The sequence below is a fragment of the Streptomyces sp. NPDC060209 genome, from assembly GCF_042728155.1.
Taxonomy (GTDB): Bacteria; Actinomycetota; Actinomycetes; order Streptomycetales; family Streptomycetaceae; genus Streptomyces.
Genome location: NZ_JBHWZS010000100.1, coordinates 1 through 26,690 on the forward strand (window position 1 = coordinate 1; position 26,690 = coordinate 26,690).

The following is a 26,690-nucleotide window of genomic DNA, read 5'->3' on the forward strand; positions in this document are numbered from 1 at the left end:
CGCACACTGAACACAGTGAGCGCGGTGCCCCCACCCCTTTGCCCCGCGTTCCCGGGCCCACAAGGCCCGTCCCGCACCACCCGGGCGGACAACGACGTCCACCAACGCCTTAGGAGTACCCCCGTGGCCCTCTCGGTCTTCGACCTCTTCTCGGTCGGCATCGGCCCGTCCAGCTCCCACACGGTCGGCCCGATGCGCGCGGCCCGCATGTTCGCCCGCCGCCTCAAGAACGAGGGCCTGCTGGCCCACACCGCGTCGGTCCGCGCCGAGCTGTACGGCTCGCTCGGTGCGACCGGCCACGGACACGGCACGCCCAAGGCCGTCCTGCTCGGCCTGGAGGGCGAGTCGCCCCGCACCGTCGACGTCGAGGGCGCCGACGCCCGCGTCGAGGAGATCCGGTCCTCGGGCCGCATCAGCCTCCTGGGCGTGCACGACATCCCCTTCGACGCCGACGAGCAGCTGGTCCTGCACCGGCGCAAGGCGCTGCCGTACCACGCCAACGGGATGACGATCCTCGCGTACGACCGCGAGGGCGAACCGCTCCTGGAGAAGACGTACTACTCGGTGGGCGGCGGCTTCGTCGTCGACGAGGACGCCGTGGCCGGCGAGAACCCGATCGTCCCGGACGACACCGTCCTCAAGCACCCCTTCCGCACCGGCGACGAGCTGCTGAGGCTCGCCCGGGAGACCGGCCTGTCCATCTCCTCACTCATGCTGGAGAACGAGAAGGCCTGGCGGACCGAGGACGAGATCCGGGCCGGCCTGCTGGAGATCTGGCGCGTCATGCAGGCCTGCATCGCGCGCGGCATGTCCCGCGAGGGCATCCTGCCCGGCGGCCTGAAGGTCCGCCGCCGCGCCGCGAACTCGGCCAGGCAGCTGCGCGCCGAGGGCGACCCCCAGACGCACGCGATGGAGTGGATCACCCTCTACGCGATGGCCGTCAACGAGGAGAACGCCGCCGGGGGCCGCGTCGTCACCGCCCCCACCAACGGCGCGGCGGGCATCATCCCCGCCGTCCTGCACTACTGGATGAACTTCGCCGCGGGTGGCTGCACCGAGGCCGAGAAGGACGACAGCGTCGTCCGCTTCCTGCTGGCCGCCGGCGCCATCGGCATGCTGTTCAAGGAGAACGCCTCGATCTCGGGCGCCGAGGTCGGCTGCCAGGGCGAGGTCGGCTCCGCCTGCTCCATGGCCGCGGGCGCCCTCGCCGAGGTCCTGGGGGGCTCCCCCGAGCAGGTGGAGAACGCCGCCGAGATCGGCATGGAACACAACCTGGGCCTGACCTGCGACCCGGTCGGCGGGCTCGTCCAGATCCCCTGCATCGAGCGCAACGGGATGGCTGCGGTCAAGGCGGTCACGGCGGCCAGGATGGCGCTGCGCGGCGACGGCAGCCACAAGGTCTCCCTGGACAAGGTCATCAAGACCATGAAGGAGACCGGCGCCGACATGAGCGTGAAGTACAAGGAGACCGCGCGGGGTGGGCTCGCGGTGAACATCATCGAGTGCTAGGCGAACGGTCGGGACTTGTTCGCGAAGACCCACCGGTTGCCCGCCAGGGCGTCGTTCTGCTCGGGCAACGGGCCGCGTCCGTGCCTGCGGGTGAAGTCGAAGGGGGTGTGGACCGCCGTGGACCAGCCCTTGCTCTCCAGATCACCGGCTGAGTCGGGCCGCGGTTCCCTGTCGAACAGGTTGAGCAGGTCGATGCCGATCTGCTGTGCCGTCGACGTGTAGAGCGGGCTGTCACGGTATTCCAGCAGGTCCCTTTCGAGCTTGACCTCGTACGCCAGGGCGCTCCCTTCCGGGCTCATCCGGTCCACCATGTCGATGAGGTACGTCTCGGCGGCGGCGGGCAGGTAGAACAGCAACCCCTCGGCCAGCCAGACGCTCGGTGCGGACGTGTCGAAGCCGGCGCCGGTGAGCGCCTCGACCCAGTCGGCGCGCAGATCGACCGGGACGGGTACGCGCGCCGCCTGCGGGGTGGCCGACAGTCCGTCGAGCACTTCGTGCTTGAACTCCAGCACCCCTCCCCTGTCGATCTCGTAGACCACGCAGCCGGGAGGCCAGTCGAGCCGGTACGCCCGCGCGTCCAGCCCCGCGCCGAGCAGCACCACCTGGCGGGCGTCCCCCGTGTGCACCGACCGGAGGAGAAAGTCGTCGAGGACTCTCGTCCGCAGACCGAAGTAGCGCGCGAATCGTCCCCACAGCGGGTTCGCGTCCCCGTCCGGGACCTGTCGCATCCGGACCGGCCAGCCGGCGGACGCCGGTGCGGCGCGCACGAAGTGCTCCGCGTAGACGTCCTGAGCCAGTGCGTCGTGGCGGTGCGTCTCGATCGCCCGTGCCGCCGCGACCAGGAGAGCGGTCACGCCTACACCTCCGTCCACGCCTTCCACGCCGGTACTGCGCTGCGTTGCGCCGTTCACGTTTCCTCCATCGGTGAGTTGAGCCACGGACGGTGAGGGACGGTGGATGCCTCGCTCATCGGCTTCTCCCCCCTGGGATCAGTACGGGTTTGACCACGCGCCCCGCTTCGCAGTCGCGTTCGGCCTCGTTGATGTCGGCGAGCGGGTACGTACGGATCAGCTCGTCGAAGGGAAACCGCCCGGCCTGCCACAGCCCGGTCAGCCGCGGGATCAGCAGTCCCGGCACCGCGTCGCCCTCACAGATGTGGGAGATCGTCCTGCCCCGGTCCAGCGCTCCCGGTTCGAGTGGCAGCGTGGTGTGGAGCCGTGCCACCAGGCCGAGACGGCCGGTCGGTCGCAGAGCCCGGAGCGCGTCGTTGATCAGCTGGGCGGACGCTGTGGTGTCCAGTGCGTAGTGCGCGCCGCCATCGGTCAGTCGCCGGATACGGCCGGGCAGGTCGGGCGAAGCGGCGTTCAGCGGGGTCGCGCCGAAGCGTTCCGCGAGGGCCAGCCGTTCGGGGTACCGGTCGACGGCCACGGTCACCGCTCCGGAGGCGGCGGCCGCCATCACCGCGGCCAGGCCCACCGCACCTGCGCCGAGGACCGCGAGGGTGTCCCCGGGCGCGGCGCCGAAGGAGTTGAAGACCGCTCCGGCGCCGGTGAGGAACCCGCAGCCGAGCGGTCCGAGCAGTTCGACGGGCAGCGAGGGGTCGACCCGCACGGCGTTGCGCGCCGGGACCACCGCGTACTCGGCGAACGAGGACTGGCCGAACCACCGTGGGGCCAGCTCGCCTCCGGCGACGTCGGTGAACCGCGCCGCGTCTTCCTTGCGCCCTCCGAAGAGGTTGAGCGAGGCGAAGGAGTCGCAGTAGGCGGGGGCAGCGGCCGTGCAGTTCCGGCAGTGGCCGCACGAGTCGAAGCTCAGCACGACGTGGTCGCCGTTGCTCAGGCCGGTGTGCGGGCCGCCCGTCTCCACCACGACCCCGGCGCCTTCGTGGCCGAGCACCGCCGGCAGCGGTGAGCGGCCCGCCGAACGTCTGACCGCGAGATCGGTCCGGCACATCCCACAGCCCGCGATCTCGACCAAGACCTCGCCGGCGGCCGGCCCCGTGTTCAGGAGCACCTCCTCGATGGCGAACCGGCTCTCGTACGAACGCAGTACCGCCGCTCCGAACCTCATCCTCACGCCTCCTGCGGGCGGTGCACGACGAACGGTGCGAGGTTGCCGTACAGCCCCCATGGGCCGCCGGCGACGCCGACACCGCTCTCCTTGGATCCTGCGAAGGGCTGGGCGAGGGACAGTTCGGCGTGGTGATTGATCCATGCCGTTCCGCACTCCAGCCGACCGGCCACCTCCTCGGCCCGGTCGAGGTCGGTCCCCCATACCGAGCCACCCAGCCCGAAGGCGGTGTCGTTGGCCGCCTCGACGGCCTCGTCGATGCTCCCGTACGGCAGCACCGGCAGGACGGGCCCGAACTGCTCCTCCGTCACCACGCGGCTGGTCGCCGGGACATCGGCCAGGATCGTCGGAGCGAAGAAGTAGCCCGGCCGGTCCGGCCGGTGGCCCCCTACCACGGCCCGGGCGCCCTCTGCCAGTGCCTGCGCCGTGTAGTCCTCGACCCGGGCCAGCTGGAAGGCGTTGTTGACCGGACCCAGCTGCGTCGCCGGGTCGAGGCCGGCTCCGAGGACGACGCTCTTCGCGCGGTCCGCGAGGGCCTCGACCACCTGGGTGTGGAGCCGGGCCGGGGCGTAGACGCGCTTGACCGCCATGCAGACCTGCCCGCAGTTGCGGAACGCCGCCCAGAACAGCCGGTCCGCGATCCGATCCACATCCACGTCCTCCAGCAGGACGGCCGCGTCGTTGCCGCCCAGCTCCAGGGTGACGCGGGCGAGTGAGGCCGCCGCGCCCCGCGCGACGGCCCGTCCGGTGGGAACCGAACCGGTGAAGGTCACGTGGCGGACGCCCGGGTGGGCTGCGAGGCGGGCGCCGAGGGGTTCATGACCGGTGACGATCGTCAGTACGTCCTCGGGGAGGGCGGTGGAGACGACTGCCCCCAGCAGCCGTGTGGCGAGGGGGGTGAAGGGTGAGGGCTTGAGCACCATCGTGTTGCCTGCGGCGAGCGCGGGCGCGAACTTCGCGGCTGCCAGCTGGAGGGGGAAGTTCCACGGGATGATCGCTGCGACGGGCCCGAGCGGTCGCCAGCGGATCTCGCTGCGTACCGGCCGGTCGTCCGTGAGGGGCTGGGGCCTGGGGGCGGTCAGCTCGGAGAAGTAGCGCAGGCGGGCCGCCGTGCGGGCGACCTCCGCGTACGACTCGGCCAGGGGTTTGCCCTGCTCACGGGTGAGTAAGGGGGCGATGCCCGTCCCGGCCGCCTCCACGGCGTCGGCTGCCGCGAGTAGGGCGGTCGAGCGGGCGGCGGGGTCGGACCGCCAGCTGCGCCAGGCCTCGTGGGCCCGGCCGACGACGGCGTCCAGCTCGCCCGGCTGTTGTTCAGGAGCCTCGTCGAAGGCCTCGCCGGTTGCCGGATCGAGGACGGCGAAGTGCTCACCGGGGGTTGCGGACGGGCGCCGGCGCTGTTGCGCGGCCATCCGGGCGGTCAACTCGCCGCGCTGACAGCGGCCGTGTGCTCCCGGGCAAGCCGGTCCATCTCCGCCCGGAAGGCGGCCACCAACTGCGGCTTGATCCTTCCGGTGTTGCGGTCGCCGCCCTCGCAGACCGCCCCGCGCACCCCCACGATGTCCGTGCCGATGCGGTTCAGTACACCGAGGTCTCCCGCCTTCACGCTGCCCGCGAGGGCGGCGAGCAGATCGGCTTCGTGGGCCAGTCGCACGAACTCCGCGCAGGCCTCGGGCGGCAGGTGGTCGAACAGCCGTGTCCCGTCCTTGACCGCGGTGTCGAGCATGGCCGCGTCGGAGCCGGAGCGCAGGGCGATGTCGGGCAGTGCGAGCGGGTTGACGCAGCCGATCCGGTGGGCGTCGGCGTAGCCCGAGGCGACGACGAAGGCATCCGGCCGGTAGTCCTTCACCGCCCGGACAACCCCACGCATGACTTCGACAGCCTGCTCGGGCGTCGTGCATCCGTAGAGGCCGACCTTGATGTAGGTGGCTCCGGAGACGGCCGCACCGAGTGCCGCCTGCGCCACCGTGCCGGGCTTGTACGGCACGTCACCCACGGTGGCGGACACCGGCTTGTCCGCCGGGACCGCGTCGCGGATCTCCCTGATGACCCACGGAAAGTTCGCGCCGAGCGAGCCCTCGTCGGGCTTCTTCACATCGACGATGTCGAGATGCTCCGCCGCCTTCGCACAGTCGAGGGCCTCCTCGACGCTGTCCGGGGAGATGAGAAGCAACACAATGGGCTCCTTCCACCGCATGTCCACCTGTCCGGGAAGCAGGTGTGCGGAGTCGCTCGGATGCTTGCGGTCGGCTCATCATCAGCGCGTCCCTCTGACCGCCGGTAGGGCGCGGGGAGATCGAACGGGGCACTGCCGTATGCAGTGCGCCGTGCACGCCGGTTCCCAAAGGATTCCGTCGGAACCGCAGGTCCGGCGGCCCGGCGGGTGACATGGGACGCGAGGCCGGACGTACCGCGAAGGGGCCGGTTCATGCGGGGAGGGCGGCATGTTCATTCTTCCTGCTGAACAGCTGGTCCTCCCTGGAGCGCCGGATTCCGCAGACCGCATAGTGACAGCGCGACGGCCGCGCGACCCGCCGTCCCGTATCCCGGTCCGACGAAAGGCAAGAGCCCATGCGGAACGAAGCGATCAACCGAGTCAAACTCGTTTTCACCCTGTTCGACGCCGACGGCAACGGGGTCCTGGAGTCCGACGACTTCGAGCTGATGAGCAGCCGGGTCGCCGCAGCCGTGCCCGGAGCCGACGAGGCACGGAAGCAAGCCATGCGGGCGGGGTTCACGCGGTACTGGAACACGCTGACCGGTGAACTCGACACAGATCACGACGGCCGGATCACCTACGACGAGTACCAGGCGTGCGTCCTGTCACCTGAGCGCTTCGGCACGGCGGTCGACCAGTTCGCGGTCGGCTTCGCACGCCTCGGTGACCTGGACGGCAGCGGCACTGTCATCCGGCCGGTGTTCATCGGCATGATGAGAGGGGTCGGCTTCGACCTGCCGAACATCCACGCGCTCTTCGACGCCTTCGGGCCCGATGACGACGACCGGGTCCGGGTGGATGTCTGGGAAGCCGAGATCAGGGACTTCTACGCCCCGGACAAGGGCGGCATCCCCGCGGACCTGCTGGCAGCGTCTCCGGCAGCCTGACCCGGCTCGGCCGGGCGACTCGCTCCTGGGCACACCTGCCGGAGCAGGCGTGCCCTGCCGGAGTGGTGCGCCTCGCGCCGCCCCTCTGCCGTCGAGGCCGACTGTCTCCCTGGTGGACACATGAAAATCTGCTCTGGTCGGAGTAGACATTGGGGCGCAGTCTGGCTATGGTTTCTCTCGTAGCCAGAGAGACAGCAGGGCCCGGCAGAGATGAACTGCCGAGCAGCAGTACCGCAGTTGCAGTTCGCAGGACGGTGCGGTGGTGGAGTTCTGAAGCCAGGAGTGTCGTAGGACGGCGACGGGGCTGACGACCGGACCGGGTGGCCCGCAGTGATCAGGGGCCGCCACGAGCAGTACCGCTGTGGCAGTAGGAGTGGCGCTGTGGCAGGCCACTCAGCAGTTCGTATCACCAGCAGTGATCCCAGAGGGAAGAACGGAGGAACCAGGCGCCATCAGGATCGCCCGGGCGGAAGCCTTGAGCCCGGGTACCGCAGGACATCGATAGTGAGGTGGTCTCCGGTCAAGCAATCGCGATCCCCGCATCTCCTGCCCTGTCCGGGGTCGGCGTGCGGAAACAGAAGGCCGGTGCAGCACAAGGACCGGCAGATGGTGTAGCAAGTTCCTTCGGGGCCCAGGTGCCAACGGCACCAGGACCCCTCCACGTGTTCCGTAGAGAGGTGCAAATGACAGCAGACGATTCGTTCGACCGTCTCGATGACGACGACTACCCCGCCTACACCATGGGCCGGGCCGCCGAGATGCTCGGCACCACCCAGGGCTTCCTCCGCTCCATCGGCGAAGCCCGCCTGATCACCCCGTTGCGCTCCGCGGGCGGCCACCGCCGCTACTCCCGCTACCAGCTCCGCATCGCCGCCCGCGCCCGCGAACTCGTCGACGCCGGCACTCCCATCGAGGCCGCCTGCCGCATCATCATCCTCGAGGACCAGCTCGAGGAAGCGCAGCGCATCAACGCCGAATACCGCCGCACCGCCGACTCGGGGAACCCACCGCCCACGGAGTGATGTGGTGCGACGGCCGCAGTCGGGCGGGACCCCGGTGACACCTGCCCGCTGCCCTGGATGCGTAGGGCTTCTGCCGCCGACTCCGGATGCGAGTCCGTGGACGGCTCTTCCGAAACGTTGCACTCCAGGAGGATCAATAGCTATGACCGCGACGTGAGGCTTCAAGGCACCATGCCGGGAGTGTTCTTGTCGCAACGAACGGAATAGAATTATGTAACGCACTCATGGCACTATGGCATGCTACTGTCGATCAGAAGTTGCAGTTGTGGTACCCAACGTCAAGCGCCTCCGACGGCTACATTCAGCCGCTGGGAGCGCTTTTTCATTTCCGGTAACTCTCCGGTCGGGACATCATCGCGGCGACCTGGTATCCGTACATCTCGGCCCCGGAAATCTGCACTACAGGAGATACGACATGGCATCTGGCACTGTGAAGTGGTTCAACGCAGCCAAGGGTTTCGGCTTCATCGAGCAGGACGGTGGCGGCCCTGACGTCTTCGCCCACTTCTCGAACATCGCCGCCCAGGGCTACCGTGAGTTGCTGGAAGGGCAGATGGTCACCTTCGACATCTCGCCGGGCCATAAAGGCCCGACAGCCGAGAACATCATTCCCGCCTGACATACGCGCGCTGCGCGACCGGGGTCCGGCACCCCGGAGGAAAACCCAAGCTACGGGCTTTCCCGCGCCGCTTTTACCTGCGGACGCCCGGACCGGGGCACGGGCCTCGAATGCAGTACAGACCATATTGGCTAGCGTATTCCATTCGGCGCGTTACTCCGATTCCCGCACTTTCCCTCCGTTGCGGAAGATTTCTCGATACGTGCCGTATCAAGGAAGGTCCTGAATGAACCCCACACCTACGAACGACCGCACCTCACACACTCCGAGCGTCGGAGATCTTGCGGGCGTGGATATCCGTCGCAGGAACAACATCACCGTGACCGGCCGGGCGGACGGGCCTGTGCTTCTGCTGGCGCACGGGTTCGGCTGTGATCAGAACATGTGGCGCCTTGTCGTCCCCATGCTGGTCGAGGACTTCCGGGTGGTGCTCTTCGACTACGTGGGTTCCGGCCGGGCGGACCCTTCGGCCTGGGATGAGCGGCGCTACAGCTCGTTGGAGGGCTACGCGCAGGATGTGCTGGATGTCTGTGAGGAGCTGGACCTGCGGGACGTGGCGTTCGTGGGGCATTCGGTCAGTGCGATGGTCGGGGTGCTCGCGGCGGCGAAGGCACCACAGCGGTTCTCCAGCCTGGTGATGGTGGCTCCCTCGCCCCGCTACATCGACGACGACGGTTACCGGGGCGGGTTCAGCGCCGAGGACATCGACGAGCTGCTCGAATCGTTGGAGTCGAACTATCTGGGCTGGTCGGCGACGATGGCCCCGGTCATCATGGGCAACGCGGACCGGCCGGAACTCGGCCAGGAGCTGACCGCCTCGTTCTGCGCGACCGATCCGGACATGGCCCGGGTCTTCGCCCGCACCACGTTCCTGTCCGACAGCCGTGAGGACCTCAGGACGATCACGGTGCCGACGCTGGTCCTGGAATGCAGCCAGGACGTGATCGCTCCCCGAGAGGTCGGCGCCTACGTCCGGGACGCGATCCCCGGCAGCCGCCTGGTCACGCTGGACGCGACAGGGCACTGTCCGCAACTGAGCGCCTCGCAAGCCACCGCGGAGGCGATCACCGGCTTCATCAACGTGGCCCGATGACGGGCCCCACCGAACAGGATCCGGGCAGGGAGCAGGACGTGGACGCCACCGACGCGGCCTTCTCCGCCCTGTTGGAGGACAGTACGGAGGAGCTGTACGAGCAGGCTCCGTGCGGCTACCTGTCGACGCTGATGGACGGCACCATCGCAAAGATCAACGACACCTTGCTGGGCTGGCTGGGCCTCTCCCGCCAGCAGGTGGTGGGCCGGCTGCGGTTTCCCGATCTGCTCACCGTGGGCGGCAAGCTCTATCACGAGACGCATTTGGCCCCGCTGTTGCAGATGCACGGCGAGGCCGGCGGCATCGCCCTGGACATCAAAGCCGCCCAAGGGCAGCGGATGCCGGTGCTTGTCACCTCGAAGGTGAAGACCAGCGATGACGGTGAGCCGATGCTCGTCCGCACCACGGTCTTTGACGCCCGCGACCGCCGCGCCTACGAGACCGAGTTGCTGCGCGCACGTCAAGCGGCTGATCGGGCACGCCGGCAGGCCGAGGCCGATCGCGAGCGTCTCCAGGAAGCCCTCGCCGTTCTCCAGCAGAGCCTGCTGCCCGCCGAGCTCCCCACGGTCCCGGGCCTGGAGGCCGGCTCCTACTACCACATCGCCTCTCCAGATCTTCTCGGCGGCGACTTCTACGACCTGTTCCGTGTCGACGCCGACCGGTGGGCGTTCTTCCTCGGCGACGTGTGCGGCAAGGGCCCCCGGGCGGCCGCGGTCACCTCTCTGACTCGCTACACCCTGCGGGCAGCCGCTCTTCACGACGCAGACCCCGTTTCCGTGCTGACCACGCTGAACACCGTGCTGCACGAGCGGTACACCAGCGGCGACGCGCGCTACTGCACCGCCATATTCGGGGTCCTGGAACCCGGCGACGGGCATGTCGGCGTGCATCTGGCCTCCGGCGGCCACCCTTCCGCGCTGGTCCAGCGCGCCGACGGCAGCGCGCACGACCTGCCCACCCCCGGCGGTATGCTCATCGGCGCCCTGCCGCAGGCGGAGTTCACACCGGCCCGCACCCAGCTGTTCCCCGGTGACACCCTGCTGCTCTACACCGACGGCTTGACCGAAGCCCGCACCGGAGCCGACCGCGAGCTCTACGGGGACGACGCCCTGCGCGCCTTCACCGCCGCCCAGCCGCCGACAGGACCGCAGGCGCTGATCACCGCGCTGACAGAACTGCTCACCAGCTTCGGCGACGGGCTCGACGACGACACAGCGCTCCTCGCCCTCGGTATGCCGGCCTCTCTTCCCACCACCGCGAGTGAAGACCTGTCATGAGCGCGCTGACCATCACTGTCCGAGACGCCGCCACCGGTCCCGTACTGGAGATCACCGGTGGCCTCGACCATATGACGGCACCCGAGATCCGCCGGGCTGTGCGGCACCTGGCCCTGGGCGCCGGGCAACTGCTGGTGCTGGATCTGACCGACTTGGAGTTCTGCGATTCCAGTGGCATCTCCGCCCTGTTGACGGCACGCAACATGGCCACGGAGCAGAACGCCGACATTGCCCTGGCCGCAGTCCCGGCCAACATCATCCGGATCCTGCGCATCGTCGGCCTGGACCGGGTCCTCACCCTTCACCCCGACGCAGCAACAGCCACCGAACCCGACCGAACGGCACGCTGACGCGAAGGCCGCGGCTCCGGGGCTCCCGCCTGCGTGGTGAGCTGCCGCGACGGTCGAGCTCGGGGAACCGCCGTCGCGTGAGGTGACCCCGCGCCGGTGCTCGTGCCGGCTGACAGGCACGAGCACCGCCCGTCAGGCGTGTGCCGGCTCCTCCCGGCGGAGCGCCACGACGTCGATCTCCACCAGGATGTCCATGAGGTCGGAGCCGACGGTGGTGCGGACCGGGTGGGGTTCGGTGAAGAAGGCGCGGTACGCGGCGTCGTAGGCGGCGAAGTCGCGGCGCAGGTGCTGGAGGTGGGCCGTCACCTTGACGACGTCCTGCGGTCCGAGCCCTTCCGCCTCCAGTACGGCGCCGAGGTTCCGCAGGACCTGGGCGGTCTGTTCCCCGACGGTGTCCGCGACGGCGCCGGTGTCCGGGTCCTGGGGGCCGAAGCCCGACGTGAACAGGTAGGGGCCCGCGGCGATCCCCTGGCTGTAGGCGCCCGCGGGCGCGGGCGCCCGGTCGGTGCGGACCGCGCGCCGGGCGCCCGGGGTGGATCCGGTCATCGGGTGAGGTCTCCTTCACGGGCGTTGACCTCCGCGTAGTGGCGGAGCTTGTCCTCGTCGACGGTGACGCCGAGACCGGGGCCGGTCGGGACGCGCAGGCTGCCGTTCTCGAGCGTGAGCGGCTCGATGATGTCGTCGGCGTGCAGGTAGTACATGGAGTCGATGGCGCGGGACAGGACGGGGGTGCTGCCGACCACCGCGAGGTGCGCGGCCGTCGCGATGCCGAGCTCCCCGCCGCTGTGCAGGTTCATGCCGAGCCCGAAGGTCTCGCAGTGCGCCGCGAGGGCCTTGGTGGGCGCGATGCCGCCCCACTTGTAGACGTCCCCGTGGATGACGTCCACGGCGCCCAGGCGTACGGCCGGTGCGAAGTCCTCGAAGCGCACCACGCACATGTTGGTGCAGAGCGGTATGCGGACCTTCGCGCGGACCTGGCTCATGCCCTCGATGCCGACGCAGGGGTCCTCGAGGTATTCGAGGTCCAGTTCCTCCAGGGCTATGCCGGCCCGGACCGAGTCGGGGACGGACCAGGCGGCGTTGGGGTCGACGCGCAGGCTCACGTCGGGCAGGACGGAGCGCAGCTCGCGCAGGATCGCGACATCGCCGCGCACGTCCTTGGTGCCCTTGAGCTTGACGGCCTGGAAGCCTCCCTCGGTGGTGACGCGGAGGGTGTGCTCGGCGAGGGCCGTGGGCAGGTCCGCCGGCCGGACGCCGGGGGCGTCGGCCCGGGTGACGAGTGCGGTGAGCGGGACCTCCTCGCGCACGGGTCCGCCGAGGAGGTCGGTGAGGGACTGGCCGGTGGCCTTGCCCATGGCGTCCCAGCAGGCGACGTCGAGGGCGGCGATCGCGGCGTAGCCGAGGTAGCCGTAGAAGAAGGGCACCATGTGCTGCTTGCGGTGGAAGGCCTCCAGGGCGAAGGGGCTCATGCCGATGAGGTCCTCGGCGAGGATCTTGACGATCGCGGCGACGGGCCTGCCCCACATGGTCTCGCCCCAGCCCTCGACGCCCGTGTCGGTGCGGATGCGCACGACGGTGCGGGTCTCACCGGTCTTCGTCTCGAAGGAGCTGGTGAACGGGTTGAGCAGGGGCAGGTTCACGACGTGGACGTCGACATCGGTGATCTTCATTCTGTTCCTCGGTCGGTTCGGGTGATGCGGTCGGTGCGGTTCACGGCCGGACGCCGTTCACGAGCCGGTGCGGGTCGCGCTGTCGAAGGCCAGGACGGCGCGCGCGAGCCCGCGCGCGCGGTCGTCGAGGAGCCTGTGGCCGTGCTCGGCGTCGGCGGACGAGGCGTCGTCGGTCGAGCCGCCGACGCGTTCCCATTCCCCGTGCCGCTCGACGGTGAGCCCCGGGTAGGGCGGCCGGTCGAAGAGCGGAGGCGGGTCGACGGGTGCCCGTGAGGGCACCGGCGTGCGCACCAGGGAGGGGTGCGCGGCGAGCATGAGGGAGGTCTCGAACCACCCCGCGTGGCCGGGCGTGACGTCCGGGCGGCCGCCGTCCTCCTCCCCGCTGGTGACCGTCCAGTACGAGCAGGCGGCGGCGGTGACCTCGGCGCGCAGGGCGAAGCGCTTGACGGCGAGCTTCATGATCTCGTCGTTGCCGCCGTGTCCGTTGACGACGAGGATGCGGCCGTATCCGCAGGCGGCGAGGGAGTCGAGGATCTCGCCGAGGACGGCGGCGAGGGTGGGGGCCGACAGGGTCAGCGCCGCTGCGAACAGGTGGTGGGGGCTGTGGCCGTACGGCAGCGTCGGCAGCCGGACCAGGGACGGGGCCCTCACGGCACCCGCCGCCGCCTCCTCGTCGAGGAGAGTGAGGGCACGGTCCACCACGGCTTCCACGAGGAGGGTGTCGGTGCCCATCGGCAGGTGTTCGGCGTGCTGCTCCTGGGAACCGACGGTGAGCAGTGCGATCGCCTCGGGCGCAGCCCCGCGGGTCTCCCGCCAGGTGGTTTCGGTCAGGTTCCGGTAACTCATACGGCTATCTCCCCGGAACACCGACGTGGCAGAGTCGGCGTATGGCGCATGAACGTTCTCCCTTGCGGTTGGTGCCGGACCCCGTGCCGGGTCCGGAGGTGCGTGCCGTTCCCGGCACGCTGGGGGCCGTGGAGCTGCTGCCCGGCCGGATCCGCGCGGCGCTGCTCGACCGCTCGGGTGCCGTGCTCGACCGGGCCGAGGCGGAGTTCGACGCGGCGTCCCCCTGCCCCTCGGGGGTCGACGAGGCGTTCGCACGCGTGGCGGCCGTTTTCGAGGGGCGCCGTCCGTCCGGCATCGGCGTCGCGGCGGCGGGGGTGATCGATCCGGCCGGTGGCCGGGTGATCGAGGTCAACGAGGCGCCGGCGCTGCGCGGCTACCGGGTGACCGAACGGCTGGAGCAGCTGACCGGGGCGCCGGTGCGGGTGGAGCACCGTGCGCGGGTCCAGGTCCTCGGGGACCGGTGGTTCGGTCCGGGCCGGGGACGGCGCTCCTTCGCCTCGGTGTCGACCGGCGAGGTGCTCGGGGTGGGCATCCTGTACGGGGGTGAGGTGCTGGCCCCGGAAGGAGGCCGCAGCGGCGCGCACATGACGGTGTCGGCCAGCGGTGAGCCGTGCACCTGCGGGCGTCGCGGCTGCTGGAAGACGGTGGCCACCACGCGCTGGCTGCGGCAGCGGGCCGCGGTTCTCGGTCTCGGAGCGGCGGGTGTCTCGCTCGGTGCGCTGGTCGCCTCGCGGGACGAGGCGGCGCGGACCCTGGTGGCGGAGTACGCGGAGAATCTGGTGCTGGGTCTCGCGACCGTTCAGCAGCTCTTCGCCTGCGGGCTCTTCGTCCTGCACGGCGAGGCGCGTGAGGGCGGGGAGCCGTTCCGTGCCCTGGTCGAGTCCCGGTTGCGCTCGGACGTGCTGGGCGGTGGAGAGCTCCCCCGGGTGGTGGTGAGCGAGGCGGCGGTGGACGATGTCGCGCTGCTCGGCGGGGCGGGGCTCGTGCTGTCGGGCGGATAGGCGCGGGGCGGTGCTCATGCCGGGCCGTCGTGCGCGGGCCGCGGGGCGGTGGAGGTGGCCGCTCCCGCTGTCTCCGTGGCGTCCGTGGCGGGCCGCCGGGTCCTGCGGGCCTTCGTGGGGTCGGGTATCGGCACGGCGTCGAGGAGCTGCCGCGTGTACGGATGCGCGGGGGCGGTGAACACCTGGTGGGCGGTGCCCACCTCGACCAGTCGGCCCCCGCGCATCACGGCGACCCGGTCGGCCACCTGCCGGACGACGGCGAGGTTGTGGCTCACGAAGACGTAGGTGAGGCCGAGACGTTGCTGGAGGTCGGCGAGCAGGTCGAGGACGCGGGCCTGGACGGACACGTCGAGGGCGCTGGTGGGTTCGTCGAGGACCACGAGGCGGGGTTCGAGGCCGATCGCGCGGGCGATGGAGATGCGCTGACGCTGGCCCCCGGAGAACTCGTGGGGGTAGCGGTCGAGGATCGTGTCGTCGAGGCCGACGGCTTCGAGGAGCTCGCCGACGCGCTGCCGGGTCCAGGCCCGGCCTCGCCGGCCCCGGGCCCGCGGGTCGTGGGTGACGAGGGGTTCGGCGACGATGTCGACGATCCGCAGCCGTGGATTCATGCTGGAGTAGGGGTCCTGGAGGACCACCTGCATCTGCCGGCGGACCTTGCGCAGCGCGGTGGCGTCGAGACCGAACAGATCGGTGCCGGCGAAGCGCACGGTGCCGGAGGTCGGTTCCATCAGACGCAGCAGCAGCCGGGTCAGCGTGGTCTTGCCGCACCCGGACTCCCCCACCAGCGCGAGGGTTTCGCCCTCGCGGACGGTGAGGCTCACGTCGTCCACCGCGACGCTGCCGGGGCGGCCTCCGAACTCCTTCCGCAGCGCTTGGAGTTCCAGCAGAGGCGGGGCTGTGACGGTCATCCGGCGGTCTCCAGTCGGGGCGTCGCGTCGAGCAGTCGGCGGGTGTAGGGATCCTCGGGACGGGCGAAGACGTCGTGGACGTCGCCGCTCTCGACGGCCTCGCCCCGGTGCATGACCACCACACGGTCGGCGGTTTCCGCGACGACGCCGAGGTCGTGGGTGATGAGGACGACGGCCATGCCGTGCCGTTGCTGGAGCTGGACGAGCAGGTCGAGGATCTGACGCTGCACGGTGACGTCCAGTGCCGTGGTGGGTTCGTCGGCGATCAGGACGCGGGGGCGGGCGACGAGTGCGGCGGCGATCATGACGCGTTGGCGGAGCCCGCCGGAGAGCTCATGGGGGTACTGGCGGTAGCGGCGTTCGGGATCCGGGATGCCCACCTCGTCCAGGGCGGACAGGGCGGCGGCCCTGGCTTCGGCCCGGCTGTGGGCTCCGTGGTGGCGGAGCACCTCGGCGACCTGGCTGCCGATGCGCTGGAGCGGATCGAGGCTGGTCATCGGGTCCTGGAAGATCATGGACAGTTCGGCGCCCCGGATACGGCCGAGTTCGCGTTCGCTGCGGGTGAGGAGGTCCTTCCCGTCGAGGAGGATGTGGCCGCCGGCGTAGACGCAGGGCGGTTCGGGGTTGAGCCGGAGCGCGGACAGCGCGGTCGCGGACTTGCCACTGCCCGATTCGCCCACGACGGCGAGGGTCTCCCCGGGGGCGACGGAGAAGCTCACTCCTCGCACCGCGTGCACGGTCGTGGAGGCGAGGCGGAAGTCGACGCGCAGGTCGTGGATTTCGAGGACCGGCGCTGCGGAGCTGGTGGAGGTCATCGGCGGTAGGCCTTCGGGTCCGCGACGTCGCGCAGGGCGTCGCCGGTGATGTTGACGGCGAGGGAGGTGAGCATCAGGGCGACCCCGGGGAAGACGGCGACCCACCAGGACGTGCCGAGGTAGAGCTGCCCGTCGGCGAGCATCGAGCCCCAGGTGACGGTTTCCTTGGGGACGCCGAGACCGAGGTAGCTGAGCGAGGCCTCGGCGACGACGGCGGCGGCGACGTGGAGGGTGCCGATGGTGGCGAGCGGGGCCATCACATTGGGCAGCAGATGGCGGCGCATGATCATCGTGTCGCCGACTCCGATGGCACGGGCTTCCGTGATGAAGTCCCGGGAGCGCAGGGACAGCACCTCGGAGCGGACTACGCGGGCGTACGACACCCAGCCGGTCACGCCGAGGACGAGGATGACGTACCAGAGGCCCGAGCCGAGGAAGCCGACGACGGCGAGGGCCAGCAGGATCGCGGGGAACGCGAGCTGGACGTCGGCGAGGCGCATGAGGACGCGGTCGGGCCAGCCTCCGAAGTAGCCGGAGGCGAGGCCGATCACGGTGCCGATGACCCCGGCGAGCAGGGCCGCGCCCGCGCCGACGAGCAGCGAGACACGGGTGCCGTAGATGACGCGGGAGAGCAGGTCCCGGCCGAGCTGGTCGGTGCCGAGGAGGTGGGCCCCGCTGCCGCCGCTCTGCCAGGCGGGGGGGTGGAGACGGTCCAGCAGGTTCTGTGCGTTGGGGTCGGTGGGGGCGATGAGCGGGGCGAACAGCGCGCAGACCACGACGAGTGCGAGGAAGGCGAGAGCGGCCACGGCGAGCCGGTTGCGCAGCAGCGTGCGCAGGGCGGTGGTCCGGCGCGCGGGGGCGCGGTCGGCGGCGGGAGCCGGGTTCCGGGAGACGGTGGTCATCGGGAGGTCCTCACCCTCGGGTCGAGGAGGCTGTAGGAGAGGTCGACCAGCAGGTTCACCACGACGAAGGTCGCGGCGAACAGCAGCACGGTGGCCTGGACGAGCGGGAAGTCGCGGTTGGAGATGGCTTCGATCGTGAGCTGTCCGACTCCCGGCCAGGAGAAGACCTGTTCGGTGAGGATGGCGCCGCCTAGAAGGCTGCCGACCTCGAGGCCTACGACGGTGACGACGGGCAGCGAGGCGTTGCGCAGCCCGTGGGTGAGGACGACCTTGACGGGTCCGAAGCCCTTGGCGCGTGCCGTGCGGATGTGGTCGGCGCTCAGTACGTCGATGAGGGAGGAGCGCAGCAGCCGGGCGACGACGGCGACCGAGTACACGGCGAGCGTCACGGCCGGCAGCACGAGGTTGGCGAAGGTGCCGTACCCCGAGGCGGGCAGGGCGTGCAGGCCGACCGCGAAGACCAGGATGAGCAGGATACCGATCCAGAACGGCGGGGTGGACTGCCCCAGCAGGACGCCGGTCATGACGGTGCGGTCGGTGGCCCGGCCCCGGCGCATCGCGGCGACGGTCCCGGCGGGCAGGGCGACGACGAGGGTGACGACGAGTGCCCCGGCGGCCAGGAGGAGGGTCGCGGGGACGCGGTCGGCGAGGACCGCGCGTACCGGCTGGTTGTAGAAGAGGGAGTCGCCGAAGTCGAGGCGCGGGATGCCCCACAGGTAGTCGAGGTACTGGGTGAGCAGGGGGCGGTCGAGGCCGAGACTGTGGCGCAGGACGCTTTCCTGGTGGGCCGTGGCGTCCGGCGGCAGCAGGACCTTGACGGGGTCACCGGAGAGCCGTACGAGGAAGAACGCGACGGTGGCGGTGCACAGCAGGACGAGCAGCGCGGTACCGACGCGGGCCGCGGTCATGCGCAGGATGTGGAGTGCTTCGCGGCGCGGTGCCGCCGCGGGTTCGGTGTCCTCGCCGGGGGACGGGGCGGGCAGGGTCAGGAGCTCGCTCATCGGGAGACCTCCGCGCTCGCCATGTCGAGGACGCCGGCGAAGCCCGGTGTCCAACGGGGCCTGGTGTTGCGGGCGTAGACGTTGTCGATCTGGTAGAGGGGGACGAACGGCGCCTCGGTCTTGATGAGTTGCTGGAGGCCGGAGAAGGCGCGCCGCCGGGTGTCCGGGTCGACGGAGAGCTCTTCGAGGTCGACGAGCCGGTCGGCCTCCTCGTTGTGCCAGCGGCTCTGCCGCCTGTCGCTGCGCACGTTGGACTGGATCATGCTCTCGCCGTCGAGGGTCCATACGGTGGACGCGGCCAGATACATCGGGCCCAGCGCTCCATGGTTGTCGGAGGTGAGGCGCTGCGCGTAGGTGCCGGGGTCGAGGAGGTCGACCCGGGCGTGCACCCCGGCACGGTCGAGGAGCCCGGCGATGGCCTCCGCGACGTTGGCGTCCACATTGGACGCGGTGAGGGTCGTGCTGATGCCGTCCGGGTGTCCGGCGTCGGCGAGCAGGGCGCGGGCCTTGGCGACGGATCGGGTGAACGGCTTGACGCCGTCGTCGAATCCGTAGGCGCCGCGCGGGATCATCGCGGGGACCTCGGACGCCTTCCCGCCGAGGACGGCCTTGATGAGCAGGGGCACGTCGATCGCGTGGTTGAGCGCCTGACGCACCCGGCGGTCCTGGAGAGGACCCGCGGTGAGGGTGTCCAGGGAGAGGTACGAGGTGCGGATCCCCGTGTGGTTGTCGAGGCTCACACCGGTGTACCCGTCGAGCTGCTGCGCCGCGTCGGGGGTGAGTCCGGCGACGAGGTCCACCCCGCCGCTCTGCAGCGCGGCGAGCGCGGAGGACGCGTTCGGGGCGGGGGTGAAGACGAGTTCGTCGACGGCCGGCCTGCGCTGCCAGTGGTCCTCGTAGGCGCGCATCCGCAGTTCGTGGTCGCGCTTCCAGCTCGCGAAGGCGAAGGGCCCGGTGCCGACGGGGCGGGCGGCGAAGCCCTCGTCACCGACCCGGGCGAGGTAGCGCGGAGGGACGACGACTCCGCCGAAGAGCGACACCTTGTCGGGGAGGATCGGGTCGTGGACGGTGGTGTGGAGGTCCACGGTGAGCCGGTCGACGACGGTGACGCCCTCGACGTAACGCAGTTCGACGATGGGTGATTTGGTCGCCGGGTCGAGGAGACGCTCGATGCTGAACTTCACGGCGGCGGCGTCGCAGGCCTCGCCGTTGTGGAAGGTGACGCCGGGCCGCAGCCGGAAGCGCCAGACGCGGGGCGATACGGCCTTCCAGGAGAGGGCGAGGCGGGGCACCAGGGTGTTGTCGCGGCCCCGGGCCGTGAGCGTGTCGAACATGTTGATCAGGGCGTTCATCGAGATCATGTCGCCCTGTTTCTGCGGGTCCATGGTCTTGGGGTCGCCCGTCTGGGAGACCCGCAGGACGTTGCCGGCACCGGCGGCGGGGTCGGTGCCGCAGCCGGTGAGCAGTGCCGGTGCCGCCATCGCGGGGAGCAGCGCACTCCCGTACCGCAGGATCGTGCGGCGGGATGGGCGGCCGCGGTCCCCGATCCCCCCTCCACGTATTCGTTCCATTGAACAACACATCCGTTCCGGCAGATGGAATGCAGTGGGGGTAAGCTAAGCGACATGGGGAATCCGGTCAATAGCCGTTCGAAGGAGCAGCCGCCTGCGGGCCAGGCTGTCGAACACTCCGTCATGGGCCCGGTGGACAAGGCGATGGAGGTCCTGTCCGCGCTGGTCGAGACAGGTGCGCCGCACCGTCTGGCCGACCTGGCCCGCCGCACGGGGCTCACCAAGCCCACCGTGCACCGGCTGCTGCGCGGCCTCGCCTCCTCCGGCTTCGTCGAGCCCGCCGAAGGGGGGAGCTACCGGGCGGGACCCCGGCTGCTGGGCCTCTCGGCGGCCGCGCTCGACAGCGGTCCGGGACTGCGCCTGATCAGGCCGGTGCTGGCCGAACTGCGCACCCGCACCGGGCTGCTCGCCCACTACGCCGTACGTGACGGGGACTTCGCGGTGTGCCTGGAGGTGTCGGAGCCGGCCCGGGAGTACGCGCTGGAACTGCGCCCCGGCACACGCGTCCCCCTGCTGCTCTCCGCACCCGGTCTCGCCATGCTGGCCGCCCTCCCGGCCGCCGAGACCGAGCAGGCGTTCACCGCAGGGGAAGCGGCCGGCCATCCTCTGCCGGTGCCCGCCGCGGACCTGCGGGAAGAGATCACCGCGGCCGCCGGGCGCGGCTACGCGCTCGACGACCAGTACGAACAGGAGGACCGGCGCGCGCTCGCCGCGGCCGTACGGGACGGCGAGGGACGGATCGTGGGGGCCGTCGCGCTCACCGGCCTCGTCTTCACCCTGGACCGGGCGGGCGTCGAGCTGTACGGCCCGATGGTCCGGGCCGCCGCGCGCGCGGTCTCCGCGGGACTGGGCTCCGACGGGCGGGCCCGGCTCACGGTCGCCCGCGACGGAACACGGGCCGGCGGCCGGAGCGTGGAGCTGTGAGCGACGGGGCGAGGACGGCCGGAGGCCAGGACATGACGGGCGCACGGGCCGCGGTACTGACGGAGGGCAGGGCGCGGCGCCTCTACTCGGGTGCAGCGTGGTCGGTGGGCTCCGCGCGGGGGCCCCTGGACCGGGGATGGCTGGGCAGCAGGAGCTGGGACGGGGCGGAGCTGGACGGCACGGACCTGTGGGATCTCGCCTCCGTCACCAAGCCCGTGGTTGGCCTGGTCGTCATGGCGCTCGCCGAGCGCGGCGCGCTGTCCCTGAAGGGCACGGTGGGGGAACTCCTCCCCCGCTACCGGGACACCGACAAGGCGGGGCTGACCGTCACCGAACTCCTCGCCCACACCTCGGGACTGCCCGGACGCGTCCCGATGTACCGGAGCCATGGGACCCGGGAAGCCCTTCTCACCGCCCTCGGCACACTGCCGCTGCGGTCCGGGCCGGACGTACGGGTCGAGTACTCCTCCCAGGGCTTCATGCTGCTGGGCCTGATCGCCGAACACGCGGGCGGACAGGGGCTGGACGCCCTGACGGCCGAGCTGGTGTGCGCTCCGCTCGGCCTGGGGGACACGGGTTTCAACCCCGGCCCCGCGGAGCGGGAGCGCGCCGTCGCGACCGAGCTGTGCCCCTGGCGCGGCAGGACGGTCGTGGGCGAGGTGCACGACGAGAACGCGGCCGTCCTCGGCGGGATCGCCGGCCACGCGGGGCTCTTCTCGACCCTCGCCGACGTGGAGCGGCTCGCCGTCAGCCTGGCGGGCGGGGCTCGTGAACTGCTGCGCCCGGAGACCTTCTCCCTGATGACCGCCCCGCACACGGACGGGCTGAACCTGCGCCGCGCCCTCGCCTGGCAGGGCCAGGACCCGGCGGGCTCCCCCGTCGGCCCGTCCTTCGGCCCGGCCTCGTACGGCCACACCGGCTTCACGGGGACGAGCCTGTGGATCGATCCGGGCACCGGCCGTTACGCGGCACTCCTCACCAACCGGGTCCATCCGACACGGGAGGGCGACGGCATCGCCGGACTCCGCCGGGAGTTCCACTCCGCGGTGGGGTGAGCGACGGTCCTCACCGATGCCGAGCGCGGGGTCCCAGGGGCCCCGCGTTTGACAGCCATGCCCCGCGATGACCATGATTCCATTAATTGACTAATGGAATTGAGGCGAGGCGCATGGCGGAGACGAGTAATCCGGCTGGCAGTCCGGGAACATGGGCCCTGGAGGCCCGCGGGCTGGGGAAGCACTACCGGCGCGGCTGGGCACTGCGCGACTGCTCCTTCCGGCTCCCGGCCGGGCGGATCTGCGGCCTTGTCGGGCCCAACGGCGCCGGGAAGAGCACCCTGTTGGGCCTGGCGTCCCGTCAGGTGGTGGCGACACACGGCGAACTGCGCGTGTTCGGGGTACCCGTGGGCGATCCCGGGGTGATGCCGAGATTCGCCTTCCTCGGTCAGGACAAGCCGATGTTCAAGCGGTTCACCGTGGCGGAGACGCTGCGGATCGGCGGCGAGCTCAACCCCGGCTGGGACGCCACGGCGGCGGAGCGGATCGTGCGATCGGGCGACGTACCGATGAACGCCGCGGTCGGGACGCTCTCCGGCGGGCAGCGCACCCGGGTCGCGCTCGCGCTGGCCTTCGGGAAGCGGCCGGATCTGCTGCTGCTCGACGAGCCGATGGCGGATCTCGACCCGCTGGCCCGCGACGAGATGAGCACCCTGTTGATGGCCGAGGCCGTCGAGCGCGGCACCACGGTGGTGATGTCCTCGCACATCCTGGCCGAGCTGGAGGACATGTGCGACTACCTGCTCGTCGTCGCCGACGGCAGGATCCGGATGGCCGGCGACGCCGACGCGCTGGTCCCGGCGCACGCCCTGGTGACCGGACTGGCCGAGGACGGGGCCCTGCCCGCCGCTCTCGCCCGTCACACGGTCATCGAGAAGCGCGTCCAGGGGCGGCAGTTCCAGGCGATGGTACGGACCTCGGGTCCGCTGTCCGGGGACTGGCAGGTGGCCGAACCCAGCCTGGAGGAAGTGCTGCTCGCCCATCTGCGCTCACCGGACGCACCCCCGCTGTACACACCCGGCGCGCAGATCGAGACCGAAGGGACCAGGACCGCATGAGCACCACCCTGACCGGCACACCGACCGCACGCACCGCCCGTCCGAGGCTGCTGCGCGGACTGACCTGGCTGGTCCTGCGTCAGCACCGGACCACACTGTGGTGCATCCTCGCCCTGGTGGTGCTCGGCTCGCTCTGGATCGTGTACCAGCGCGCCCAGCTGATCGATCTGCTCGCCGCCGCGGGCTGGCCCGAGAAGTCCGTGCCGCTGCCCGTCGTGGGCGAGGGCTACAGCAGGCTCACCTCCCTGCTGACCCTGCTGCCCGGCATCCTCGCCGTCTTCCTCGGCGCCCCGCTGATCGCCGCCGACCAGGAACAGGGCACCGCACAGCTCGTCACCACGCAGTCCGTGACCCGCCGCCGCTGGCTCGTCGCGAAGCTCGGCTGGTGCCTCCTCATCACCCTGGTGGCCTGCTCGGTGCTCTCCGCGGTCTTCACCTGGTGGTGGCGGCCCTACCGTTCGGTCCTCGCCGACCACTGGATGGACGCCTCGGTCTTCGACGCCACGGGCCCCGTCCTCCCCGCGCTCGCGCTGTTCCTCACCGCGGCCGGTTTCACGATCGGCATCCTGCTGCGCCGGGTCCTGGCCTCCATGGTCGTCACCTTCGTCTTCTGCGTGGCCGCGCAGACCGCCTGGGGCATGTACCGGGACCTCCTGGGCACGCCGCGCACGATCACCTATCCGCTGAACGGCGAATTCCCGGCGTTCCTCGACGACGCGTACGAGGTGGACCGCTGGGTCGGCAGCGCCGACGGTCAGCTGTACGGATGGGGCTCCTGCGCCGAGGCGACCGAGAAGGCCACGAACGCGTGCATCGAGGAGTTGGGCATCGTCAACAACGTCTTCCAGTACCTCGACTACGGTCAGATGGCCGCCATGCAGTGGACCGGCGCCGCCATCCTGCTGGCCGGCACAGCCGCGCTGACCTCGTTCGCCCTGTGGTGGGCCTCCCAGCGCCCCCTGTAGGGCCGCCCCCCGTTCTCTACGTAAAGTGTCGCTAATCGAGCGGAAGGTGATGTCCGTGGTCGTGTTCCGCATCGACCGGCGCAGCGGAGTGGCGACGTATCTCCAGATCGTCCGGCAGGTCGAGCAGGCCCTGCGGATGGGCGCGCTGGAGGAGGGCGACCGGCTGCCCACGGCCGCGCAGGTCGCCGCCACCACCAAGGTGAACCCGAACACGACGCTCAAGGCCTACCGGGAGCTGGAGCGTGCGGGGCTCGCCGAAGTGCGCCAGGGGGCGGGGACCTTCATCACCCGCACCCTCGCCGAGCCGGGGTCGGGCCCCGAGTGGCCGCTGCGCACCGCGCTGAACGAATGGCTGCACCAGGCGCGTGACGAGGGCCTCGGCGGCGAGGAGGTCCAGGCCCTTTTCCGGGCCTCCTTCGAGGCCGCCTACCCCTCCGCCCCGGAGAACTGAGCACTCGGCCGCCCGGGGCGCGTCGGGGTCCCCGGCAACAGGGCCCGGACCCGGTCGATTGTGACCAGGTCGATCCCTGGGCGCCGGGACAGGATGTGGGGAATGCGCGAGGATCATGCGGAGAACCGGCCGGGTGCCGGTCACATCCTCCGCACTGCCGCTACGGCAGTCATTCATCCTCGGGGACCCACGTGCGAGTGAAGCGAAGAATATGGGCCACGGCTGCCGTCGCGACGACGGCCGTGGCAGGTGTCCTGGTGTTCGAGGGGGTGACCGGCACCTCGGACGTGCCCGACGGTATCGGCGCCACGTCCGGTCCGGCGCGGACCGAGGTGCACCACGACGCCCTGAAGGTGTCGGGCGACGGTGCGACCGCGTCCCTGCGCCGGGGCAGCACCGAGCCGTTCAGCATGCTCGGCGTCACCTGGACCGACCCGTCGGCCCGGGTGACGGGCACCGTCGAGGCGCGTACACGGTCGGCCTCCAGCGGCGACTGGTCGGCCTGGCTGCCCATCGACACGGAGGTCGACGGGCGTACGGAGGCCGGCCGGCCCGGGGTCCGCGGCACCACCGAACCCCGCTGGGTCGGACCCTCCGACGGCGTGGAGGTCCGGGTATCCGCCGGGAAGGACACTTCCGCCGGGCTCCCCGAGGGCCTGCGGCTCGACACCGTGGACCCCGGCAAGGCGTCCGGAACCGCGGCGGAGCCGGCCGCGTACGCCGTCGACGCCACCGACGAACCGTCGGCCGACCCCACGGACGCCCCGTCCGAACCGGCGGGCACCCCGTCCGACGAACCCACCGATCCGCCCGCCGGAGAGACCACGGAACCGGCGACGGAGGAGCCGGGCACCGGCGCCCCGGTGGACCCGTCCCCGAGCACGGACCCCGGCGGCACCGACTCGCCGTCGGCCCCGGCCGAGACCCCGACCCCCACCGCCGAACCGACCGCCACGCTGCCCCCACCCCTGCCGTCCACGGCACCGAAGCCTCCGATCGTCACACGGGCGGGCTGGAACGCCGACGAGTCCCTCAACGACGAGTCACCGGACTACATGGACACGGTGAAGGCCGTCTTCGTGCACCACACGGCGCAGACGAACACGTACTCCTGCGCCGACTCGGCGGCGATCGTCCGGGGGCTGCACGCCTACCACGTGCAGTCGAACGGCTGGAAGGACCTCGGCTACAACTTCATCGTCGACAAGTGCGGCACGGTCTTCGAGGGCCGCAAGGGCGGCGCGGACCGCGCCGTGCAGGGCGCGCACACCTACGGCTTCAACCGCGACACGGCGGGCATCGCCGTCATCGGCATGTACACCGACGCCTCCGCCGCGACCGCCGCGACGACCGCGGTGGCCAGGATCGCCGCGTGGAAGCTCGGCCAGTACGGCGTCAGCCCTTCGGGGACGACCACACTGACCGCCGGCGCGACCGGCAACAACTACGCAGGCAAGAAGTTCACCGCCGCGACGGCGTACTCGTTCAGCACGGTCTCCGGGCACCGTGACGGCTTCAACACCCAGTGCCCCGGCACCAAGCTGTACGAACAGCTGCCCACCATCCGCGGTTACGCGGCCGGCCCCGTCGCGGGGCTGACCGTCAAGTCGGTGACCGGCGCCGCGCTTTCGGGCAGCAAGTACTACACCAAGGCGGACATCACCGTCGGCTGGTCGGCTACCACACCCGCCGCGTTCGTCACGAAGTACGAGCTGCTGGTGGACGGTAAGTCCGTCGCCTCCACGGCGGGCGGCGCATCGTCGGCCAAGGCCACCCTGGCCGTCGGCAGCCACACGGTCCAGGTGCGCGCGACGCATCAGTCGGGGAAGACCTCCGTGTCGGCGGCGGCGACCGTGGTCGCCGACCGCACCGCCCCCGTCTTCTCCACGAAGCCGTCCCTGTCGCTGCGCACCGGCACGGTGAACACGACGGCCGTTCCGCTCACCCTGAAGTGGAAGGGGTCCGACGCCGTACAGCTCAGGGACGTCCGCCTGACCGCGCCGGTGGCCAGGACCTACGGTCCGACGACCACCAGCGCGTCGCACACGGCGAAGTCAGGCGTGGCGACGAGCTGGAAGATGACGGCGTACGACCTCGCGGGCAACGGCGCGGCCGCCTCGGTCGCCGGTACTCCCGTCATCCTCCAGGAGTCCTCGGCGAAGAGGAGCGGCACCTGGACCACGAAGTCGTCGTCCAGCTACCTCGGCGGCAAGTCGTACTCGAGCGGGACCAAGAACGCCTCCCTGACGTGGACGTTCACCGGCCGCTCGGTCGCCTGGGTGGTGTCCCGGGCTTCGACGTCCGGTCAGGCGTACGTCTATGTGGACGGCGTCAAGGCCGCGACGGTGGATCTGAAGTCCTCCGCCACCGCGTACCGCCAGGCCGTCTGGACGAAGTCCTGGTCGGCCTCCGCCAAGCACACCGTCAAGATCGTGGTGGCCGGCACGAAGGGCCGGCCCACCCTCACCACCGACGGCCTGG

General features: G+C 70.9%; 26 protein-coding genes. 14 read left to right on the forward strand and 12 right to left on the reverse strand.

What is annotated here, in order from left to right; genetic code table 11:
• Positions 1-123: 123 nt before the first annotated feature.
• Positions 124-1,509: an L-serine ammonia-lyase gene (locus ACFWFI_RS20310; RefSeq protein WP_387391941.1), complete on the forward strand. Its 1,386-nt coding sequence runs from the start codon at positions 124-126 to the stop codon at positions 1,507-1,509.
• On the opposite strand, the gene ACFWFI_RS20315 is transcribed toward ACFWFI_RS20310, so the two are convergent.
• The 4 genes from ACFWFI_RS20315 to ACFWFI_RS20330 are packed head-to-tail and all read right to left on the reverse strand — an operon-like array spanning position 1,506 to position 5,773.
• Complete coding sequence (locus ACFWFI_RS20315; protein ID WP_387391944.1) at positions 1,506-2,420, reverse strand: class I SAM-dependent methyltransferase; 915 nt, start codon at positions 2,418-2,420, stop codon at positions 1,506-1,508. The genes ACFWFI_RS20310 and ACFWFI_RS20315 overlap by 4 nt on opposite strands.
• Positions 2,421-2,475: 55 nt before the next feature.
• On the reverse strand, positions 2,476-3,579 hold the full coding sequence (locus tag ACFWFI_RS20320) for an NAD(P)-dependent alcohol dehydrogenase (protein ID WP_387391947.1): 1,104 nt from the start codon (positions 3,577-3,579) through the stop codon (positions 2,476-2,478).
• Between the two features lie 2 nt (positions 3,580-3,581).
• Positions 3,582-4,988 carry an aldehyde dehydrogenase family protein gene (locus ACFWFI_RS20325; protein WP_387391950.1) on the reverse strand — a complete coding sequence of 469 codons (1,407 nt, stop codon included), beginning with the start codon at positions 4,986-4,988 and terminating at the stop codon, positions 3,582-3,584.
• Positions 4,989-4,996: 8 nt separating this feature from the next.
• A complete protein-coding gene (locus ACFWFI_RS20330) occupies positions 4,997-5,773 on the reverse strand; it encodes a (5-formylfuran-3-yl)methyl phosphate synthase (RefSeq protein WP_387391953.1) in 777 nt (258 codons plus the stop codon).
• A gap of 374 nt (positions 5,774-6,147) precedes the next feature.
• Here ACFWFI_RS20330 and ACFWFI_RS20335 point away from each other — a divergent pair, with 374 nt between their 5' ends.
• The 6 genes from ACFWFI_RS20335 (at position 6,148) to ACFWFI_RS20360 (ending at position 11,042) form a co-directional block, all read left to right on the forward strand.
• Complete coding sequence (locus tag ACFWFI_RS20335) at positions 6,148-6,681, forward strand: EF-hand domain-containing protein (RefSeq protein ID WP_387391956.1); 534 nt, start codon at positions 6,148-6,150, stop codon at positions 6,679-6,681.
• Between the two features lie 683 nt (positions 6,682-7,364).
• Positions 7,365-7,703: a MerR family transcriptional regulator gene (locus ACFWFI_RS20340; protein ID WP_387391959.1), complete on the forward strand. Its 339-nt coding sequence runs from the start codon at positions 7,365-7,367 to the stop codon at positions 7,701-7,703.
• 415 nt (positions 7,704-8,118) lie between these two features.
• A complete protein-coding gene (locus tag ACFWFI_RS20345) occupies positions 8,119-8,322 on the forward strand; it encodes a cold-shock protein (protein ID WP_387391962.1) in 204 nt (67 codons plus the stop codon).
• 289 nt (positions 8,323-8,611) lie between these two features.
• The gene (locus ACFWFI_RS20350) at positions 8,612-9,415 is read left to right on the forward strand and encodes an alpha/beta fold hydrolase (protein WP_387392010.1); all 804 of its coding nucleotides are present in this window, start codon (positions 8,612-8,614) and stop codon (positions 9,413-9,415) included.
• Positions 9,412-10,692: a PP2C family protein-serine/threonine phosphatase gene (locus tag ACFWFI_RS20355; protein ID WP_387391965.1), complete on the forward strand. Its 1,281-nt coding sequence runs from the start codon at positions 9,412-9,414 to the stop codon at positions 10,690-10,692. The genes ACFWFI_RS20350 and ACFWFI_RS20355 overlap by 4 nt, the downstream gene beginning before the upstream one ends.
• A complete protein-coding gene (locus tag ACFWFI_RS20360; protein ID WP_387391968.1) occupies positions 10,689-11,042 on the forward strand; it encodes an STAS domain-containing protein in 354 nt (117 codons plus the stop codon). Before ACFWFI_RS20355 ends, ACFWFI_RS20360 begins: the two co-directional genes overlap by 4 nt.
• Positions 11,043-11,174: 132 nt before the next feature.
• Here ACFWFI_RS20360 and ACFWFI_RS20365 read toward each other — a convergent pair whose 3' ends face one another.
• Genes ACFWFI_RS20365 through ACFWFI_RS20375 form a run of 3 tightly spaced genes read right to left on the reverse strand, consistent with a single transcriptional unit; the run spans position 11,175 to position 13,558 of the window.
• Positions 11,175-11,588, reverse strand: coding sequence for a RidA family protein (locus tag ACFWFI_RS20365; RefSeq protein ID WP_387391971.1), 414 nt, complete (start codon positions 11,586-11,588; stop codon positions 11,175-11,177).
• The gene (locus tag ACFWFI_RS20370; RefSeq protein WP_387391974.1) at positions 11,585-12,712 is read right to left on the reverse strand and encodes a mandelate racemase/muconate lactonizing enzyme family protein; all 1,128 of its coding nucleotides are present in this window, start codon (positions 12,710-12,712) and stop codon (positions 11,585-11,587) included. The genes ACFWFI_RS20365 and ACFWFI_RS20370 overlap by 4 nt, the downstream gene beginning before the upstream one ends.
• A 57-nt stretch (positions 12,713-12,769) precedes the next feature.
• Positions 12,770-13,558 (reverse strand): creatininase family protein, encoded by a 789-nt coding sequence (locus ACFWFI_RS20375; RefSeq protein WP_387391977.1) that lies wholly within the window; start codon positions 13,556-13,558, stop codon positions 12,770-12,772.
• Between the two features lie 41 nt (positions 13,559-13,599).
• Between ACFWFI_RS20375 and ACFWFI_RS20380 the strand changes: the two genes are divergently transcribed.
• Positions 13,600-14,559 carry an ROK family protein gene (locus ACFWFI_RS20380; protein ID WP_387391980.1) on the forward strand — a complete coding sequence of 320 codons (960 nt, stop codon included), beginning with the start codon at positions 13,600-13,602 and terminating at the stop codon, positions 14,557-14,559.
• A 14-nt stretch (positions 14,560-14,573) separates the two neighbouring features.
• Here the strand turns inward: ACFWFI_RS20380 and ACFWFI_RS20385 are convergent, their stop codons facing one another.
• Genes ACFWFI_RS20385 through ACFWFI_RS20405 form a run of 5 tightly spaced genes read right to left on the reverse strand, consistent with a single transcriptional unit; the run spans position 14,574 to position 19,756 of the window.
• Positions 14,574-15,467, reverse strand: a complete 894-nt coding sequence (locus ACFWFI_RS20385) for an ATP-binding cassette domain-containing protein (protein ID WP_387391983.1) — start codon at positions 15,465-15,467, stop codon at positions 14,574-14,576.
• Complete coding sequence (locus ACFWFI_RS20390; RefSeq protein WP_387391986.1) at positions 15,464-16,282, reverse strand: ATP-binding cassette domain-containing protein; 819 nt, start codon at positions 16,280-16,282, stop codon at positions 15,464-15,466. The genes ACFWFI_RS20385 and ACFWFI_RS20390 overlap by 4 nt, the downstream gene beginning before the upstream one ends.
• Positions 16,279-17,184 carry an ABC transporter permease gene (locus ACFWFI_RS20395; protein WP_387391989.1) on the reverse strand — a complete coding sequence of 302 codons (906 nt, stop codon included), beginning with the start codon at positions 17,182-17,184 and terminating at the stop codon, positions 16,279-16,281. Before ACFWFI_RS20395 ends, ACFWFI_RS20390 begins: the two co-directional genes overlap by 4 nt.
• Complete coding sequence (locus ACFWFI_RS20400) at positions 17,181-18,185, reverse strand: ABC transporter permease (RefSeq protein ID WP_387391992.1); 1,005 nt, start codon at positions 18,183-18,185, stop codon at positions 17,181-17,183. Before ACFWFI_RS20400 ends, ACFWFI_RS20395 begins: the two co-directional genes overlap by 4 nt.
• Entirely contained in the window at positions 18,182-19,756 is a 1,575-nt protein-coding gene (locus ACFWFI_RS20405) for an ABC transporter substrate-binding protein (RefSeq protein WP_387391995.1), read from the reverse strand. Before ACFWFI_RS20405 ends, ACFWFI_RS20400 begins: the two co-directional genes overlap by 4 nt.
• Positions 19,757-19,810: 54 nt before the next feature.
• On the opposite strand from ACFWFI_RS20405, the gene ACFWFI_RS20410 reads away from it, so the two are divergent.
• From ACFWFI_RS20410 to ACFWFI_RS20435, 6 genes are all read left to right on the forward strand, one after another.
• Positions 19,811-20,680 (forward strand): IclR family transcriptional regulator, encoded by an 870-nt coding sequence (locus ACFWFI_RS20410; protein WP_387391998.1) that lies wholly within the window; start codon positions 19,811-19,813, stop codon positions 20,678-20,680.
• A gap of 32 nt (positions 20,681-20,712) precedes the next feature.
• On the forward strand, positions 20,713-21,735 hold the full coding sequence (locus ACFWFI_RS20415; protein ID WP_387392013.1) for a serine hydrolase domain-containing protein: 1,023 nt from the start codon (positions 20,713-20,715) through the stop codon (positions 21,733-21,735).
• Positions 21,736-21,848: 113 nt separating this feature from the next.
• Complete coding sequence (locus ACFWFI_RS20420; RefSeq protein ID WP_387392001.1) at positions 21,849-22,793, forward strand: ABC transporter ATP-binding protein; 945 nt, start codon at positions 21,849-21,851, stop codon at positions 22,791-22,793.
• Positions 22,790-23,758 carry an ABC transporter permease subunit gene (locus ACFWFI_RS20425; protein WP_387392004.1) on the forward strand — a complete coding sequence of 323 codons (969 nt, stop codon included), beginning with the start codon at positions 22,790-22,792 and terminating at the stop codon, positions 23,756-23,758. The genes ACFWFI_RS20420 and ACFWFI_RS20425 overlap by 4 nt, the downstream gene beginning before the upstream one ends.
• A 49-nt stretch (positions 23,759-23,807) precedes the next feature.
• Positions 23,808-24,209 (forward strand): GntR family transcriptional regulator, encoded by a 402-nt coding sequence (locus tag ACFWFI_RS20430; RefSeq protein WP_387392016.1) that lies wholly within the window; start codon positions 23,808-23,810, stop codon positions 24,207-24,209.
• 191 nt (positions 24,210-24,400) lie between these two features.
• Positions 24,401-26,690: peptidoglycan recognition protein family protein (locus tag ACFWFI_RS20435; RefSeq protein ID WP_387392007.1), on the forward strand; the 2,290-nt coding region annotated here is incomplete at its 3' end.